This is a genomic window from Streptomyces sp. NPDC049577 (assembly GCF_040675635.1).
Classification (GTDB): Bacteria; Actinomycetota; Actinomycetes; order Streptomycetales; family Streptomycetaceae; genus Streptomyces.
On sequence record NZ_JBFAPH010000145.1, the window covers coordinates 1 to 15775 of the forward strand.

General features: G+C 65.9%; 12 protein-coding genes and 1 tRNA gene. 11 read left to right on the plus strand and 2 right to left on the minus strand.

The features are described 5' to 3' along the window. Positions 1–248 precede the first annotated feature (248 nt). From AB0K09_RS17725 to AB0K09_RS17755, 7 genes are all read left to right on the plus strand, one after another. The gene (locus tag AB0K09_RS17725) at positions 249–1754 is read left to right on the plus strand and encodes a DUF3732 domain-containing protein (RefSeq protein WP_366066298.1); all 1506 of its coding nucleotides are present in this window, start codon (positions 249–251) and stop codon (positions 1752–1754) included. 240 nt (positions 1755–1994) lie between these two features. Next, positions 1995–4211 (plus strand): hypothetical protein, encoded by a 2217-nt coding sequence (locus tag AB0K09_RS17730; protein WP_366066299.1) that lies wholly within the window; start codon positions 1995–1997, stop codon positions 4209–4211. A gap of 142 nt (positions 4212–4353) precedes the next feature. Then, positions 4354–4875: a hypothetical protein gene (locus tag AB0K09_RS17735; RefSeq protein WP_366066300.1), complete on the plus strand. Its 522-nt coding sequence runs from the start codon at positions 4354–4356 to the stop codon at positions 4873–4875. 103 nt (positions 4876–4978) lie between these two features. After that, positions 4979–5389 (plus strand): hypothetical protein, encoded by a 411-nt coding sequence (locus tag AB0K09_RS17740; protein ID WP_366066301.1) that lies wholly within the window; start codon positions 4979–4981, stop codon positions 5387–5389. A gap of 814 nt (positions 5390–6203) precedes the next feature. After that, complete coding sequence (locus AB0K09_RS17745; protein WP_366066302.1) at positions 6204–7352, plus strand: hypothetical protein; 1149 nt, start codon at positions 6204–6206, stop codon at positions 7350–7352. Between the two features lie 236 nt (positions 7353–7588). Next, positions 7589–7825, plus strand: coding sequence for an HNH endonuclease (locus tag AB0K09_RS17750; protein WP_366066308.1), 237 nt, complete (start codon positions 7589–7591; stop codon positions 7823–7825). A gap of 342 nt (positions 7826–8167) precedes the next feature. Next, positions 8168–8234: transfer RNA gene (locus AB0K09_RS17755), tRNA-Pro, on the plus strand. A gap of 16 nt (positions 8235–8250) precedes the next feature. On the opposite strand, the gene AB0K09_RS17760 is transcribed toward AB0K09_RS17755, so the two are convergent. Then, entirely contained in the window at positions 8251–8937 is a 687-nt protein-coding gene (locus tag AB0K09_RS17760) for a tyrosine-type recombinase/integrase (protein WP_366066309.1), read from the minus strand. 1251 nt (positions 8938–10188) lie between these two features. Here AB0K09_RS17760 and AB0K09_RS17765 point away from each other — a divergent pair. The 4 genes from AB0K09_RS17765 to AB0K09_RS17780 all read left to right on the plus strand — a co-directional run bounded on the left by AB0K09_RS17765 (position 10189) and on the right by AB0K09_RS17780 (position 14872). Further along, positions 10189–12534, plus strand: coding sequence for a hypothetical protein (locus tag AB0K09_RS17765; protein WP_366066303.1), 2346 nt, complete (start codon positions 10189–10191; stop codon positions 12532–12534). A gap of 153 nt (positions 12535–12687) precedes the next feature. Then, a complete protein-coding gene (locus AB0K09_RS17770) occupies positions 12688–12846 on the plus strand; it encodes a hypothetical protein (RefSeq protein ID WP_366066304.1) in 159 nt (52 codons plus the stop codon). 260 nt (positions 12847–13106) lie between these two features. After that, positions 13107–13415, plus strand: coding sequence for a hypothetical protein (locus tag AB0K09_RS17775; protein ID WP_366066305.1), 309 nt, complete (start codon positions 13107–13109; stop codon positions 13413–13415). 242 nt (positions 13416–13657) lie between these two features. Beyond that, a complete protein-coding gene (locus AB0K09_RS17780) occupies positions 13658–14872 on the plus strand; it encodes a hypothetical protein (RefSeq protein ID WP_366066306.1) in 1215 nt (404 codons plus the stop codon). A gap of 655 nt (positions 14873–15527) precedes the next feature. Here AB0K09_RS17780 and AB0K09_RS17785 read toward each other — a convergent pair. Next, positions 15528–15677, minus strand: a complete 150-nt coding sequence (locus AB0K09_RS17785) for a hypothetical protein (protein ID WP_366066307.1) — start codon at positions 15675–15677, stop codon at positions 15528–15530. Positions 15678–15775: the final 98 nt, after the last annotated feature.

The following is a 15775-nucleotide window of genomic DNA, read 5'->3' on the forward strand; positions in this document are numbered from 1 at the left end:
AGCCCCCGGGCGACACCCGCGGGTGAACACGGGTGCGTTGACGTGCCGTTCGTACCCGGGCACAGGTGCGACGGGCGATAGCCTGCTTCCCGAGACGACTGTGTCTGCAGTTCCAGAGCGCGGGCGCACCCCCGCTATCCCGAGGCGACATCGACTTCGCCTTTCCCCTGGATGCCGCTCGACGCCTGCTCAGCGAGTTCTGTGGCATCGATCGAACAGTCCGTATCCCTGCGCAGCGCGGTACCACTATGGCGCCGTCCATTCGCCACGCTCTGTTCTTTTGCCTTCAGGCACAGAACGAAATCGCCAACCCTGACCACCTATTCCACTCCCAGGGCCATGAGTGGCGGCCGCAGGCCATCCGCGACACGCTGCCCTACTTCCTGGGAGCAGTCGAACCGGAACAGGCCCTACGCCGCGCCCGGCTCAAGCAGCTGCGCGCAGAGCTCAAGAACGTCGAGAGGCAGATCGCTCAGGCTGCCCAAGCAGCTCCCGCGCCTGGACAGGCCCGCGCCCTGATATCTGAGGCTGAGAGTGTAGGCCTCTTGCCCGCCCGTGCCGACGAGACCGTCAGGCTCGACGAGGCGCTGAGTATCCTCGCCTCCGTCCTCACCTACGCCCCCGGTCAGCTCGAGTACTCCGACTCCACCGACCACGCTGCCCTCCTGGACCGCGAGCGACAGGAACTGCGCTCCCGGCATCAGCAGATCAGGGCACGAATCACAGAGCTCCGCCAGGCTCTGGCCGAAGAGAGTAACTATCTGGTCCAGGCCCGCGACCAGCGTGAACGTCTCGCCTCCCTCGGCCTGCTGCGGGCCGCAGCTGACGGCACCGGCCAGCACTGCCCTGTATGCGACAGCGTGGTCTCTCCGGTACAGCAGACCTTCCAGGTGATCCGTAAGGATCTGGAGCGTTTGGACTCCGACGTTGCCTTCGTCAGTGACGACGCCCCGGTCATCCAGGGCCTGATCGCTGCCGAGGAAGAGCGGCTTCAGGAACTGCGCACCGAGGTGGTCCGTAACCGTGAGCAGCGTGAAGCGCTGGACGCCGGCACTCGTGAGGCGGCCCGCTTCCGCAGCCAGGCTCTCCGCGCGGCTTCTGTCCAGGGCAGGATCAGTCTCTTCCTCGAAAATGCGGCCCGCGCCGAACACGCTCCACCCGTCGCTGATACGCGTGAAGAACTGAAACGGGAGATCACTGACCTTGAGGAGGCGCTCGGCTCAGACACGCAAGCCGATCGGCTCGCCAGTTGCCTCTCGTTGATCAATCAGAAGATCGCGGCCAAAGCTCGCGCACTGAGCCTGGAACACTCCGAACATCCTGTACGACTGGACTTGCGTCGCCTCAGCATCGTGGCTGACACTCCTCGCGGCCCGGTGCCCTTGAGCGACATGGGCAGTGGTGAGAACTGGCTTGGATACCACATCGCGGCCTTGTTGAGTTTGCATGAGTGGTTCGCCGAGCAGGGACGTCCTTTGCCGCGACTCCTGGTACTCGACCAGCCGTCCCAGGTGTACTTTCCATCCGACTACGACGGACCCCAAGTAGATCTCGCCGGTGAGGACCGCACCTCACTGCTACGGGTCTATCAAGCAATCAACGATACTGTGAGCCACCTTGACGGAGACTTCCAGGTGATCGTGATGGAGCACGCGGATCTGGAAGACGACATCTTCCACACCGCGGTCGCAGAACGCTGGCGCGGTGGGCACACGGCCCTTGTCCCGCCGGCCTGGATCGACCAAGACAACTGACGCTAGAAGAGGATCCGCTGCAGAGTGCGAGCAGTCTGGTCCTACGAATCGTGCCGTCGGGCAGGCGCAGAGGTTGCACCGATGGAGGGTTCACAACGCGACTGCAGGGCTGCGTCCTGCTTCTTCGGTACTCGTGCCACAGCAGCATTTGGCGGCCGGCAACTGAACCCAGAGGGGCCAGCTGGCACTGTCAGTGTCCGGGGCTAGGCTCGTGAGCCGAGCCCGATCAGGGGAGGATCCATGCTCGATTGCTCGCTGACCGCTGATGTACCGCTCGGCCCGTTCGAGGGGACCCCGGTCACTGTTCATTCGGCCAAAGGGAAGAACGCCAAGCTGCACGCCACGCGCAGTTGTACCCAACTGCGAACACCCAACGTGACGACGGCAGAGTTTCCGCTGAACGCGGCAACGATCGGGCGGCTGTGCTCGCGGTGTACGCAGTGGGGCTCATGGGCGCGGCCGGAGAGCGGGCTGGGCATCTTCCTCGGGGCACTTGGCGGAGTGGGCCTGCTGTACCAGCTGCAGTCCTATACCGCGCCAGACCCGGACGACGGCTGGGAGCAGGAAGAAGTGAAGGCCGCGGCTGACCTCCTCCAGGCCGAGTCCACGGCTGAGCGCGACGATGAAGAAGAGGACGACGCCGACGAACAGGAGGCGCGTGACGAGGCGGAGTGGCTTCGGGGCCGGGTGTTCGATGACTGGCGCGATGCTGCGAAGAGCCTGCACCAGGCCCGGGTCATCGCTGCGATGTTCCCTTGGCTCGAGGACTGGGCGGAGCCGAAGCTGGTGGCGAAGGAGCGGTACCTGGAGGTTCTGCGGGCGCAGGCGGCCTTGTTCGTCGATCCGGCGGGGCTTCTTTTGGCCGCCGCGGTGGCCGATATGAGTGAGCCGGAACTCCCCCTCGACGATGAAACGTTCGGTGCGCTGGGAAAGAGCGCGGACATCGCGAAGCATGTGAAGGCGCTGTGGGGCGAGTGGCAGCGCAGGGCCTCGGAGGGCTGGGGCCGCCCCGGCGACCGTTCTTACGTCGCCTACAGCCTGGTGCGTCACATCCGTAGCAACCGCAAGGGCTATCACCAGGCTGTGAACGGTGCCAAGGACCTCGTCGCCTCCTGGGAGGACGCTGCCCGCACGGCCGCGTCCTCAGCGGTCCCTGTGCCCACGAGGCGCGTGATCGCGCGCCTGCCGGAGATCGGCGACGACGTGGCGCACTCCCGTGAGACGGGCTTCCTGGCGAACCTGGACCGCTGGACGACGGGTGTGCTAGTCACCTACCTCGCCGATGCCGACTGGCGCCGCCGCACTCTCACCCTTCAGGTCCCCGATCTCATCGCCGACCGGCTCCTTGCCCGGTCCTACCCGATCGAGTGCGAACTCCACGACGGCGGAGACGACCCCATCGCGGAGGGGGAGGCGAGCGATCGTGCGAGCCATGTCCAGCCGGGGGTCTTCGACGACACCCCAGTTCGCGACCGACTCCCGGTCACCGCCGATCACTTCCGTGCATTGGGTACCGTCTCGCCCGACGCCGACCAGCTCTACATCGTCTTCTCGACGAGCAATGGGGCCGAGGTGCTGCCGCTGGCAGCCATCGAGAAGCGGCTGGCAAACGGCTGGCACGGGGTCGTCATCGCCGGTGCCTCGGACCTTCCCTCGAGTGTGATCGAGCCATGGGCCGGTGAGATCGGCCGGAGGCCGGAAGGGCGGGAGAGTATCTGGCCCGAGCGAGTCCACGACGTGCATGACCCACGCTTCGGGGACTGGCTGGGCCTCACCGATGGAGCGCGGACGACTGCGTGGCTGACCTTCAGGGATCAAGACATCGAACGCAACCTCCGCTGCCTCGCTGTGGCCCGGAGCGTTCATGACCTTCGGACCCTCGACAGCGGGAGCCGTCGGCGTGGAGTGCCCCACGATGTGTGGCAGGGCCTGCTCACCAGCAGGCGCCTGGACCTCGAGCCGTTCGAACCGCCCGCCAGTGACCGGTGGCGAGGAGGCAGCGGAATTCCGCTGGGCGTGCTTGCCGACGTGCAGATCTACACCACCAACGCCGATCCGCGATTCGAGGTTAAGGGGCACTCGCCGCTGTGCAGGCACTCCCGGGAGCGCGGCGTCAGCGACGATGACGACCTGCTGACCGTCGGGGACCTGCTTGCCCGGGACGATTTCGACTGGTGCAGCAAGTGTGGCGGCTACGCGGCGCGTCGGCTCACCGACACCCAGCTTTCCTACTACCGCGCAGCTCACCGGCTCCACGACATCGCCGAGAGGCTCGACCCGAAGCGAGCTGGATACGCCCGGGCCGACTTGGAGACGATCATTTCCCAGCTGAGCGAACTCGCCGATTGGCGCCCGATCGGCGAAGACCACTGGTACTCCCGGGGGGCGAGGCAGTGGTGGCAGATCGTCCGCCGCCTGCAGGCCCAGGCCGAGGCTGGCCGCCATGACATCTCATGACCGCCCACACGCGACCAGCTCCTGACCACGCTCGCTCCGCCTTGCTGGCTGGACTGGGTAGGGCGCCCTGCCGGCACGCCCCTTTGTGCTCGGTGCGGACCATGCCAAGGGCGTGTGTCGGAAGTGCTCTAGGTTGGCTGACGTGAGTGCGCGGGGGCAGAGTTACCGATACGTCGGACCGGTCGAGCTAAAGGCTGCAGTCCGGCCTGACAGCGGCGGGTGCCCGATCGGCTCGGCGGCTGACTTCGACAGCTGGATCGCTGAGCTATCGGCAGCAGAACTGACCGAACCGTTCACCTTCGTGGTCGGCGTGGATGGTGTGCTTCGGCTGGCGCCGCGACGGAGCGAGCACGTGACCTGTGCCGGCGGAGCCATGGTCTTGAGTGCCGACGAGATTGGTTTCGTGCGCGAGCGGGACCGGTGGGCTTTGAGCTCGGTCAGCAACCAGTCCACCGGATACTGCCCCGACATCGGCTCCTGGTCGGCAGTCGCTCGTGCTCTGGACGACGTAGGGATCGAACGGCCCTCCAGTTTCACCCACGAGGTGGTGTTCCGCCGGTGTCCTGACTGCCAGGAGCACAACATCGTGCGCGAGGACGGCTTCGTCTGCGTCTTCTGCGGCAGCGATCTGCCGGAGACGTGGAACGTGGATCTCATCGTGTGATGGCCGAGGGTCACAGCCACTCGTTGATGGCCGCGACGAGGACGGTCGCCTCATAGCGGACCGCGAGTTTGTCGTATCGCGTGGCGACAGCTCGGTATCTGCGATGGAGATCAGGGCGAGCATTGCACTCCGCCTCGCCCCCGACGACCGCGCGCGCTCTCAGGCGTACGAAGATGCTCGTCAAGAGCAACAGCTACGACATCACCTCGACATCGACCGGATCAGTCATCTGAGGGGAGAAGTACTCGTCAGCGCTGATGCGGCACGCGCCTGGTGGATCGACCTTCACAGAGAGGGCAACCTGCCCATCTCATGGGATGAGTTTAATGCCCAAATATTGCCGTATGTGCACAATGCGCAGGATCCTCAGTCCAAGGCTATGCGTGCTGCCGTCGTTCTCGCTCAAGTCATGGAGAGGCTGGAGAGCGATCCAGCACGTCACCAGCAATTCTTGGCCACAACGCGCGTCGTGCTGCAGCAGATGAACTGGGAGGACCTAGCCGACGAGCTCTGACCGGGCTTTCACTCCTTTGACGAGGCGGGGGCGATGTCGCACAGGCTCACTTATGGGCACGCAGCTGCAGGGCCATGGCGAGCTTGGCATCGTCGGTGCCGTTCACGCTGTCGATGGTCTTGCCGCAGTTGTGGGCGGATTCTTCGCCTTCGAGGATGCGGGGTAGGACGGGAAGTCGCAGCAGCGCAGCCAGGAGATCCGATCTGGTCGGTCACGTGCTCGGCTGTTCTGGGCTGGAGGGGGCCGAGCGAGGCGTGCTGCGGACAGCCAGGGCTTCGCCACCTTGCGAGGAATGCTGGCCAGCGGTGACGATCTCGGGATGCGTACAGGTGGAACAGGTCATGACGGTCGTCCGTATGCCGGGCTCGCCCCGGTGCTTGCACAGCTCGATTCCGCGGGAGGCCGGGAAGGTTCGGACGGTGGGGGAGCGGCGGGTGTAGTCGAACGCGTGGCGGCACAGCGGAAGGTGCTGGACGTAGCTCTGCGTGACTCTCCTAACGAGATGAGCCCGGCCGCGCGCGAGGTGGTGGCGCACCTGGCTCAGGAGGCGGGCCGTATGGAACGGTTGATGGGTTGCGGGCTACCAGAGGGATGGGGGGCCGAGGAGAAGCGAGAATGGGCAGCCCGTGCTGTGTTGGCCTACCTTGACGACATGAGGCCGCACGCGAGCCGGTTGGCGCGCCGGTCCGCGCGCTCCGCCACGGCAACCGGGGGCCGTACTCGACGCAACTGGCTGGAAGTGCCGCTTGAGGTGGCGTCCCGCGGTGTGGCTCTTGTACTGGCTTCCCTGCGCGCCCATGCTTCCGCCGGGACCGTGAGCGCGGTGGAGCGTGCGCGTATCACGTTCGCGGTGTTCGACCAATACTTGCGCGGCACCGACCTGACGGAGGTGGAGCGGGATATTCTCGAGCGCACCGTCGAACTTGCACGTATGGCGAGTGAGTGGACCCGCGAGGGGCTGCCAACGACATTGCCAGAGGCGCAGCGCGCGGCCCGCGTCGCCGAGGCTGCTCTGAGCCATGTCGAGGAGTTCGAGCAGCGCGTCGCAAGGCAGCACAGCGGGTGGGCCGCGGCCTTGTGGCCCGAAGTGGGACAGGCGGCCTGCGCTGGTGTGATCGACGAAACCGCTCTCCACGCCGCGCTGCACGCGGCCGCGCAGGAAGCTGCCGTCGACGGTTCGGCGCAGCCCGCCGCGCGCGCCGTGCTTGACCGGCTCTATCGGTACTTGAACGAGGACCGGGCGCAGCTCACCGAACTGACCCTTGCGAACACCAAGGTCCTTGCATCCGAGCTCGAAAGTTCCGTTCACTCGGTACGCATATCCGCTGCGGATCAGCAGAGCATGGGCATCAGGTGGGACACGGCGGAGGCCGAGGCGGAGGCCGTGCTCGAAGAGACCGAGCGGGCAAGGCTGCGACACAGCAGGTTTGTGGAGCGTGCCGACAAGCGCGCCGCTGCTCGTGCCTCCCTGCCCGATGGAAAGCTGCGGCCAATGTGCAAGCTGGAGTACTGGCACATGGTCAATCAACTGCTCGATGCCGCACCCACTGGCCCGTACACCCGGCCAAGCCGCACCGCCCGCACGCTGTCCTTCCCCTCAGCCACCGCCGCGGGAAAGGCACAGCGAGCCCTCGCCGAGGTGGTCGGAAGCGACCTCATCGAGTGCTGCTACGACGGGACAGGGCTACGCCTGCCCACAGCTTCCATGATGGGCGTACGGCTCAAGGGGGCGCGGTCGTGCAGTTGTGGCCGACACTTCGCGCAAGTGCTCGACGGGATTATTCCGGTCCCCTTTACACGCTCCGGCGAGCGCACCATCGCATGCGAGTCGCAGGAGGACGCCGATCATGCCTACACGGCCCTGGCAAAGACGTTCGGCAGCAGCCGCATACGGCGGGTGAGCGACCGAGAGGTCGAAGTTCCCGACCCGGATGTCATTGAGGAAGAGCAGCTGACGTCATGAGCCTATTGCGAAGACGCCTCGACGCATACTTCCTTGGCGAAAAGTACCAGGCCAGACTCGGCCGCTCGTGTGCGACCTGCGGCGGCACCATGACGCACACTGACGACCCACTGCACTGCTCACCTGCGTGCGTGCCGGACGAGGTAGTGCTCCCCGCATACCTCTCCGTCCAGCCCGCCACAAGAATCGCCGGCTTTCGCGCGAGCGCCGAACGCCGCGCCTGCCCTGGCGTAGACATGGAAGACGTCGATCCGTTGGACGTACTCGACGACCACAATTGGCACTGCCACCTGTGCGCACGACCGATCCCCCGCGACGTGCACTTCCTTGATCCGGAGGCCGCCACTGTGGACCACGTCGTGCCACTGGCACGCGGGGGGACGCACACCTATGTCAACATGCGGCCCGCACACCGGCGGTGCAACGCCAGCAAGAATGATCGGTGTCAGGGTGATCAAGACGCTGGAAGGTAGGTGTTTGACCGCGTGAACTTCGACCCGAGCCGGCGTCAGGCTGGCTAGTAAGAGGCCTTATGCGCTCCACTGCCAGGTGGTAAGGGAGACGGCTAGCAGTCGGGAGTGGGCCGGTCTGACGGGGCGGGGTCGTTTGCCGAGTCGTCCTCCGGTGCCAGCGCTCGGCGGTTCGATGCGAGCTGCGTTACGCTGGGTTTGTGGCCAGCTGGCAATCCCTGAATTGTGGGAGGCGGCCGAGGTGGTGGTGATTTTGGGGACCACTTGGGGACCACACGTCCTGCATGTAACCGGACAACCGGTGCGTTACCGAGCGAACTGTCACGGTAATTTCCCCTGGTTGTCGGGGATGCGGCGGCTTCGTACTTGACTGGGGGTCAAGGGGTCGTGGGTTCAAATCCCGCCGTCCCGACTTGCATTTTCGCAGTTCAGAGGCCGTTTCCTCGTAGTGAGGGAACGGCCTTTCTGGCGTTTCGTTGGCTTGTGGTCGCGAGGTGGTCGCAAGTGTTCACGGCTGCCGGGGCCGGTCCGCCGTAAATCCTGGTGCTGGTGGGCTGTTTAGTGATGGTCATCTGGTTGTGCAGCTGGGCGATGTGGTCGCAGGGCGGTCGCGGTGCGGGGATTGGCTGTGGGGGAGTGGGCGGCTGGTCGGCCCGGGTGAGGATTTTGTCGATAACGTCAACAGCCTCTCGTGCGGCCTGCGGGGTCAGGTGGCTGTAGACGTTCGCGGTGGTGGAGAGCGTCCAATGGCGGAGCGTCTTGGAGACCACGGTGAGGGGGACGCCGGCGTTGATCGAGATCGTGGCCGACAGGTGCCGGAGATCATGGATCGTCGTGCGGGAGACACCGGCTTCGCGGGCGAGCAGATGGAAGCGGTTGAGGGTGTACTCCGGGTGGAGTGGTCGGCCGTCGTTGCGGTGGAAGACGAAGTCACCCTCGAGCCCCTGGGCGGTTGACGGGCATCGCTCGTATCTGCGGCGGCGCAAGGCGGCGGCGACGCGTCCGGAGATGGCGACCCAGTTCCTGCTGGCACGCGTCTTGGGTGTGGTGATCACGAGACGGTTGTTGTCGATCGCCGAGAGTGTTGCGTGTATATAGAGGACACGCTTGTACAGGTCGACGTCTTACCAGCGCAGGGCGAGCGCTTCCTCCTTGCGGATACCGGTTCCGATGAGGACTTCGACGAGGTCGGCCATGAGCGGATCGGCTATGTAACAGTGCCGCAGGAAACTGACGGCCTCGTCGATCGCCCAGATGTGACGCTCGGCCGCGGTCGGCCGGGGGATGATCGTTGGCCGTGCGGGGTTGTGGTCGAGCCGGTGGTGAGATCTGCCCGGCGGGTAGCTCGAGCCCCTCGACGGAGACCTTCTCGCCGCCCTTCCCGCCAAGGATGTCCTTGGCCTGTTTGGCGACCGCTTCGGCGTCGACCGATCCGGCCTCGCCTGCGCAGTCACCGTGGGCGGGCGCTGGCTGCGCCGCCGCCGGCTGCGGCGACTGCGGCGGTGCTGGTCAGCAGCAGTGGGCTGAGGACCGTGACACCGATGGCCGCGACGACGGCCTTCAACGCCACCTGCCCGGCCGGTCAGAAAGACCGCCGACCGTGGGCAGGACGGGCAGGTGCGACGGCCAGTGGCCGCGGCCGCCGCCGCCACCAGCCCCCGCACCACCGGCCATAACCGCACAGTGCACACCGCCCTCGTGGCGGCATTCCGACCTGTTCTCCCACACCACCCGTCACGCGCCCATCGTCCCGGCCCTGGCGACGAGCGTGCGTTCACGATTGCCGAGAGTGCGGGCCGGAACCGATGACCCTCACGTCCTCCGCCCCCGGCCTCGGAGGCACCGCACCGCTCACTGTCGCACGCCGTTGCCGCATCCCCTGACGGCCACGCCTCGCTGCTCTCCTTCCGCTGTCCCTCCGCCTCCAGGCCCGCTGGGCGCGGGCTTCACCACTACCGTCCCCGCTGCGCGGGACCGGTACCTACCGCACCGCAGGAGCACCACCACCCCATGCGCACCGGCGCCACACCTCGCACCGTCCGGCTGCTGTCGACCGTAGTCGCCGCCGGCGTGGTCGGCACGCTCGCCTGGACGCCGATCGCCCGGGCGCCGACGCCAAGCCGCCTGATTTCGGGCCTAGTTACACGATCCCGGACTCCGACGGCAACGCCGCCACCTCCCACGTCGGCGCCTACGGACCGCCCGGCATCAAGGTCTGGGGCGACAGCGAGACCTACTGCGCCGACCCCGAGCGCAAGGGCCCCCAGGCCACCGGCGGTTACACCGGCCCGAAGACCGTCACCCACTGGACGTCCTCCGAGATCAGGCAGGCTGTCCCCGACTCACACCTCGCCTACGCCTCCTACTTGATCGGCAAGTACGGTCAGACGCAGTCCAACGAGCAGGCAGCTGCCGTCGGCGCCGCGACGTATGAGTTCCTGGCCGGTGGGAAGTACGCCATCAACGGATCCTGCGGCAAGCAGCGCCTGGGCTATCCGAATGTGTCGCCGACGGCCCGCACGCTGGCCGAGGGCTACATCGACGAGGCGAAGAAGTACGCCGGCCCGTACACCCTGCACATCAAGCCGAGCGTCGAGACCACCACCGCGGGCAGGAAGGTCTCGTTGGCCGTCGAGGCCACCACCTCCCTGTCCGGCGTCAAGATCGACCTGTCCGTGACCGGCTTCGGCACCGCCCATGGCAGCGTCACCACCGGCAAGGACGGCAGGGATCGGTGGACCGGCTCCCTGCCAACCCACCGCTCCCTGACCGCGCCTAGGGCACCCGAGCCCCATCCTTCGTGGCATCAGGTTCGTTCAATTGATGAGCCGTGGTCAGAGGTCGAGGCCGATCGGCTCTTCCAGGGGGCATTGTCAGTGGGGGCGGCTACGGTCCCTCGCATGCCGAAGAAGCGGAAGAAGAAGCCACCGTCGTCTGTCCGGCGGACCGGAGTGGTTCGCCCGCAGGGGCAACTGCCCGCCACGATCAGCCTTGGTGGCCCGCGTGTGCCTTCGCGCGGCTGGGGCTTTCAGGCGTTGATCGACGGCCTGAGAGAAGCCGGCCTGCCGCCCCTGGAATTTACGGCGTACGTACCCGAGGGGTACTCATCCGATTTCTCACCGCAGATCGATGCACCGCGTGCGCCGCTTCAGGCAGGCTGGTACCTGCAGTCTGACCTGGCCGTTCCGGTCTACAACTGGGTGTTCTCCGAGCAGCAACTCGCCGAAGACCCCGGTGGCCTGGACCTGCGCCGACGGGGGTTCGCCCTGTACGTGGCGCATTCGGCGTGCACGCACGGCAAGGCGGACTGTGGTTACGCCAGCGCGGAGGTCATGGAGACGTGGATTCCGATCGTGGCGCCCGACCCCAGCATCGTCGCCGCTGACCGCTACGGCGGCCACGCGCCCGGCTACAGCACCCGGGCATCTGGACGGCTGCCGGCGGGAGCGCCCCGCACGGTGGCGGTGCTGGACGTGGACTATGCGCGGGTGGCGGGTCGCAGCCTGCCGGAGCGTTGGGACGTCGACGTCGTGGGCCTCCTGGTGATGGAACGGCAGGAAGCCGCCGGCGTGCCCGGACAGGCCATCTGGCGGCAGCGCTCCTTCCGCACGTTTCGAGATCACAATCTGTCGGAGCTCAACGTGGCCGCCGAAGACGTCGACCTGATCATCGGCCACAATCTCTTCGACGGCGACTATCGGTGCCTGCGCACCTACGGCGACTTGCTGGACGTTGGCGCACTGGCCGCGAAGACAGTGGACACGTTGTATGCCGCCCGACATCTGTCCGCCGGCTACGCTGCGCGTCTGGACTTGACCACCCTGGCCCGCGCGCAAGGGCTGCGCGAGCGAGCGAAGAAGGCGTCGCGGACGGAGGCGCACCGCGGCATCAGGACCATCGATGACGCGGAGGAGCGCTGGTTCTTCCAGCCGGTCTCCGACGACTGCGAAGTGATGCTGGAGCTCTGGCTGGGACTGATCACCAGCCGACGCCTGCGCACCGTCCTCAGGTCGGGAGAGGCCGTGGAGTACGCGGTCGGCGACGAGGATCTGCGGCTGCTCCTGGAGCCGCAACTTGCGCCGGAGACCTTCACGAACCTGCTGACGACGAAGGGAACGGTCTACCCGCTGCCCGGAGCGGCAAGCAACGAGAGCGTCGCCCGGATCCACCGCGAGATCGAACAGCAACGGGCTGACGGCGCTGCGGTCAACGGTCATCCCACAGCTGCCCACCGCCAGCGCTGCCTGGCACCCGGCGACGAGGCCGGACGGCAGTGCGATCAACTCATCCCAGCGACGGAGACGTATTGCCGCACCCACCGATCCAAGCGGCGTTGCCGAGGAAACCCGGCACTGGACGACACTTGTACCACTGTCGTCCATGACGACCTGGCGCATTGTCACTGGCATCGCATGACCGCCCTCTACGTGCCGCAAGGACAGCGAATCGTCGTAGATTTCACTCTCCCCCTGCCGCTTAACGGATGGGACCAGGGCAGCGACTGGGGATACGACACGGGAACGCGTTCCTTCTTCGCGCGCCTCTATCGCAACGACGACGAACCTTCCGGAGCACCGACCATCTGGCTGTCGGGCTCCCAGCCTGATCTCACGGACGTGGTCGCGCTCACTCACGCCCTCCAGGAAGCGACCGGAACAACCCGACGAGAAGTCGTGGACGCCCTGACGGCCGACCGGAAGTCGCCTCAGTAACGCGCGGTAGCCACCCAGGACTGGGAACCAGCACCGTGCACCCGCCCCTGTCCGTGCGGCACTTCGGACTGCGGACACGGCGAACCCTGCCCGAACGACGAGTGCACCGGCCACGACATCCACACGATGCGCAACCCGAGCAGCGAAGCTGACGTGACAATGTGGCAGGACCACTTCGACTGCTGCGAGGGCTGCGGTCCAAGCTTCCTGGACATCTCGCTCCCGGAGCGCCCCTGGGGCGAAGTAGAAGCCGACGGCACCGTGTCTGTCTACGCCGGGGTGTCTCACTACGAGCTCGGCGTCTACCCCTAGCACGCCCACTGCCGCGGCGGACCTGTACAGCTTCTGCGGCCAACGTCGGCGCCTGGCCCGATGCCTGTAGCAGCATGTACTGGCTGGTTGGGACCGGCGCCGGTGGTTGGCGCGGAGGGTCGGCGATTTCCCCCTGGTATCACGGTAGGTTACTGGAGTGATCCGGTCGTTCGGTTCGCCGGCTCCGATGCCTTTCCCGGCGATGAGGTGGGTGCCCTGAACCTGCCCCAAGGGCTGATGGGCGACTGTAGGCTCCTGTCATGCTGATCACTGAATACCGGGGTGAGACCGCGAACTTGAAGGTGCTCGTGCGCGAGATCGAGTTGGATCCGCACCTGGCCGGAAAATGCTCGTTTGCCCTCACGCCCCTCCGTCAGGACAGACGCGATTCCTTGCGTCACGCGCAGTGGGCGGAGCTCGCCATCTCTGTCGCGGCCGGACTGGCTACGAACACGCTGTACGACGCCCTCAAGGCTTTGGTCGAGCGGGCGCGTGACCGTGGACCTGTGGATGAGGTGGGTCCTCGCGCCGAAGGTGTCGGGGAGGACGCGGAAGGCGCGGGCCAATGACCGTCCACTCTCCTCGCCTACGGAACTCCAGCGGCGCCGAGCTGAATCTGCGAAGCCAGATGCTCTTCCAGGATCCGACCCGTACTCGTACCAAAGACCTCATAACCGCGGTCGGTTCCTGGCACAAGACCTACGTCCATGAGAGTAGCCATTGGGCGCGGTACCGCGGATCGACCGTCGGTGTGCTATTGAGCCTGTTACGGCGTACGAGGGATCAACTAGCCGCGTACACGATCTCCCGCATGAGCCAGCAGCAAACCGAGATCCTCCACGAGGGCCGGGCCAACGGACTGCCCTTTCTCTCCTTCGAGCGCTATCCCCAGCACACAAGCGGAGAGCTGAGATACAACGAGCTAGACTGGCTCAATCTTTACCATGCCTACTACGTTCTACTGGACCCGGAGGGCCTGACGGAGTTCGATGCTACGTCCTGGGATGTCCAGGCGGCGTTTGAGAATTCATTGGAAGATGCATGGCGTCAGAGCGCGGGCGTGGAGATGGTAGATCACCCTGAGGAAACACGCGTCAGCGTTGTGGGTCCACTCAAGCTGGTGCACACCTCTGAGGGTCCGCTCAGTACTCGAATCTTGTTTGAGTGTGCGGCGGTGATCGACGAGCTTTTCCAGTTCGAGGGTGCTTTCATGCGGATGTCCGACCCGATGCTGCGGGAGTTCCTGCTCGAGGAGATGAGCGGCGAGTACGGGCTTCCGTGGCGTCTGGCGAGCGCTCTGGCGGGGAGGGACCTTGGTGGAAGCGTCGTCCTGGCTCTGATCGACTTCGCACTGAACCCGGTCGTCCCGGGCCTGACCTCTGCCGACCCGTCCGTCGACTGGAGAGAGCTGTACCCTCCCTACCGCTTCGCGGCGGCGGCAAAGGCGATGGCGGACTGGGAAAGCGACCTGGAATTCCAGCACCCGAGTCATGAGTCGACGGTTCACTTCCAGCGCGTGCTGGCCAAACGCAGCGGGCTCCGGATGGGGCGTGTGGTATCCCGTCTGTCCAGACTTTCCACGCTGCGGGAGGCTGCCACAGTACACATGCATCTCGCCGAACGCACCCCGGCTGTTTCCTTCCTATGCGCCTCACACCTGCTTCATCTCCGTGAGGAGGATGCCTGCGCGCTCACTCATTACGGCGTCAATTTCCTGGATGACCGGGCGCTCAGGTTCATCGACCCCGACCGGGACATGTGGTGGTTGTTCCCCGTGTTCCAGGTGCGCCAGGGCGAGTACCGGTGGCCAGCGGAGCACGTGAACCTTGATGAAGCCACGAATCTGCTGGTCAGTGCTGCCGTGGCGTCGGCCTACGACGACGTTCTGCACGGCACAGGCCCTCTCTCCTCTGATCACCTTCCCCGCACGCTGCTTGAAGACCAGGGAGAGGTCGAAGCTCTGAACAAGGTCCTGAAGGACTCGACGGGCCTGGATATCGGATGGCGTACGGGTCTGAATCCTTGACACAGGTGATGGTCAGACGTGTGAAGCCGAATGCACCTATGCCAAGAGCTACACCCATGAGAGCCGACAAGTTAGTGGCGGAGCGGCGCATCCCCGATGGTCTGCACTTCTGGCATCATTCGACCAGGTAGGCGCCGGAGAACGCGCCGTCGTAGCCCATGGAGCGCACGGCGTGATGGGAGTCCGGTGCCACCTCCGTGACGGGACCCATCAAGTCGTCGAACCACTGGGGGGAAATACGCGGTCCGGGCCAGGCGAAGGTGCAACGGTAGCGGACGAACACGCCTTCAGCGGTCTTGATGACCAGCCATTCCCTTTCGGCCCTGCACTAGCTGTTGCTGGCCATGAGGTTGGTGTCGGTGCTTGTCGGTGTCGACCTTCAAGTTGGTTGAAGCTCGATGATGACGCGGTGCCAAATCGCCCGTACGCCCGCCGCCTGGTCCAGCCCGACGGGACTTGCCCCTGCAGGTACTTCGGCGCCGGGTACTCGCTGCTCCGGAGTGCCCACCAGGTGCCGGCGACAGTCCCGGAAGCCGGGCGGCACCGCAGTCGGGCTGTCAGAGCCCTTTGTAAGGGTGTCCGCCAGGTGCTGGCCGCCAAGGCTAAGTCTGTTGCTCACAGGGGGCAGTTCGCTCCATCGGGCAACGTTCCGCCCCTACAGGGAGGAATCGTTGGCCCACACCGGTTCGGTCTCCGCGCCAGTGACGTGGATGCAGTCCCGCAGCAGGTCTCCCACGGTGGTGTTGCCCGGGACTCCACTGGTGGCATAACAGCCGCTGCCTTGTGCGGCCAGTTGGTCGTACATGAACCGGGCGGTGTCGCGGGCGTCATGTTGCGCCTGGCGGGGGCACACCTCCTCCCGGCCAGGTCATGGCCGCGCCTGTGACCCGGGCCCAGAAGCCG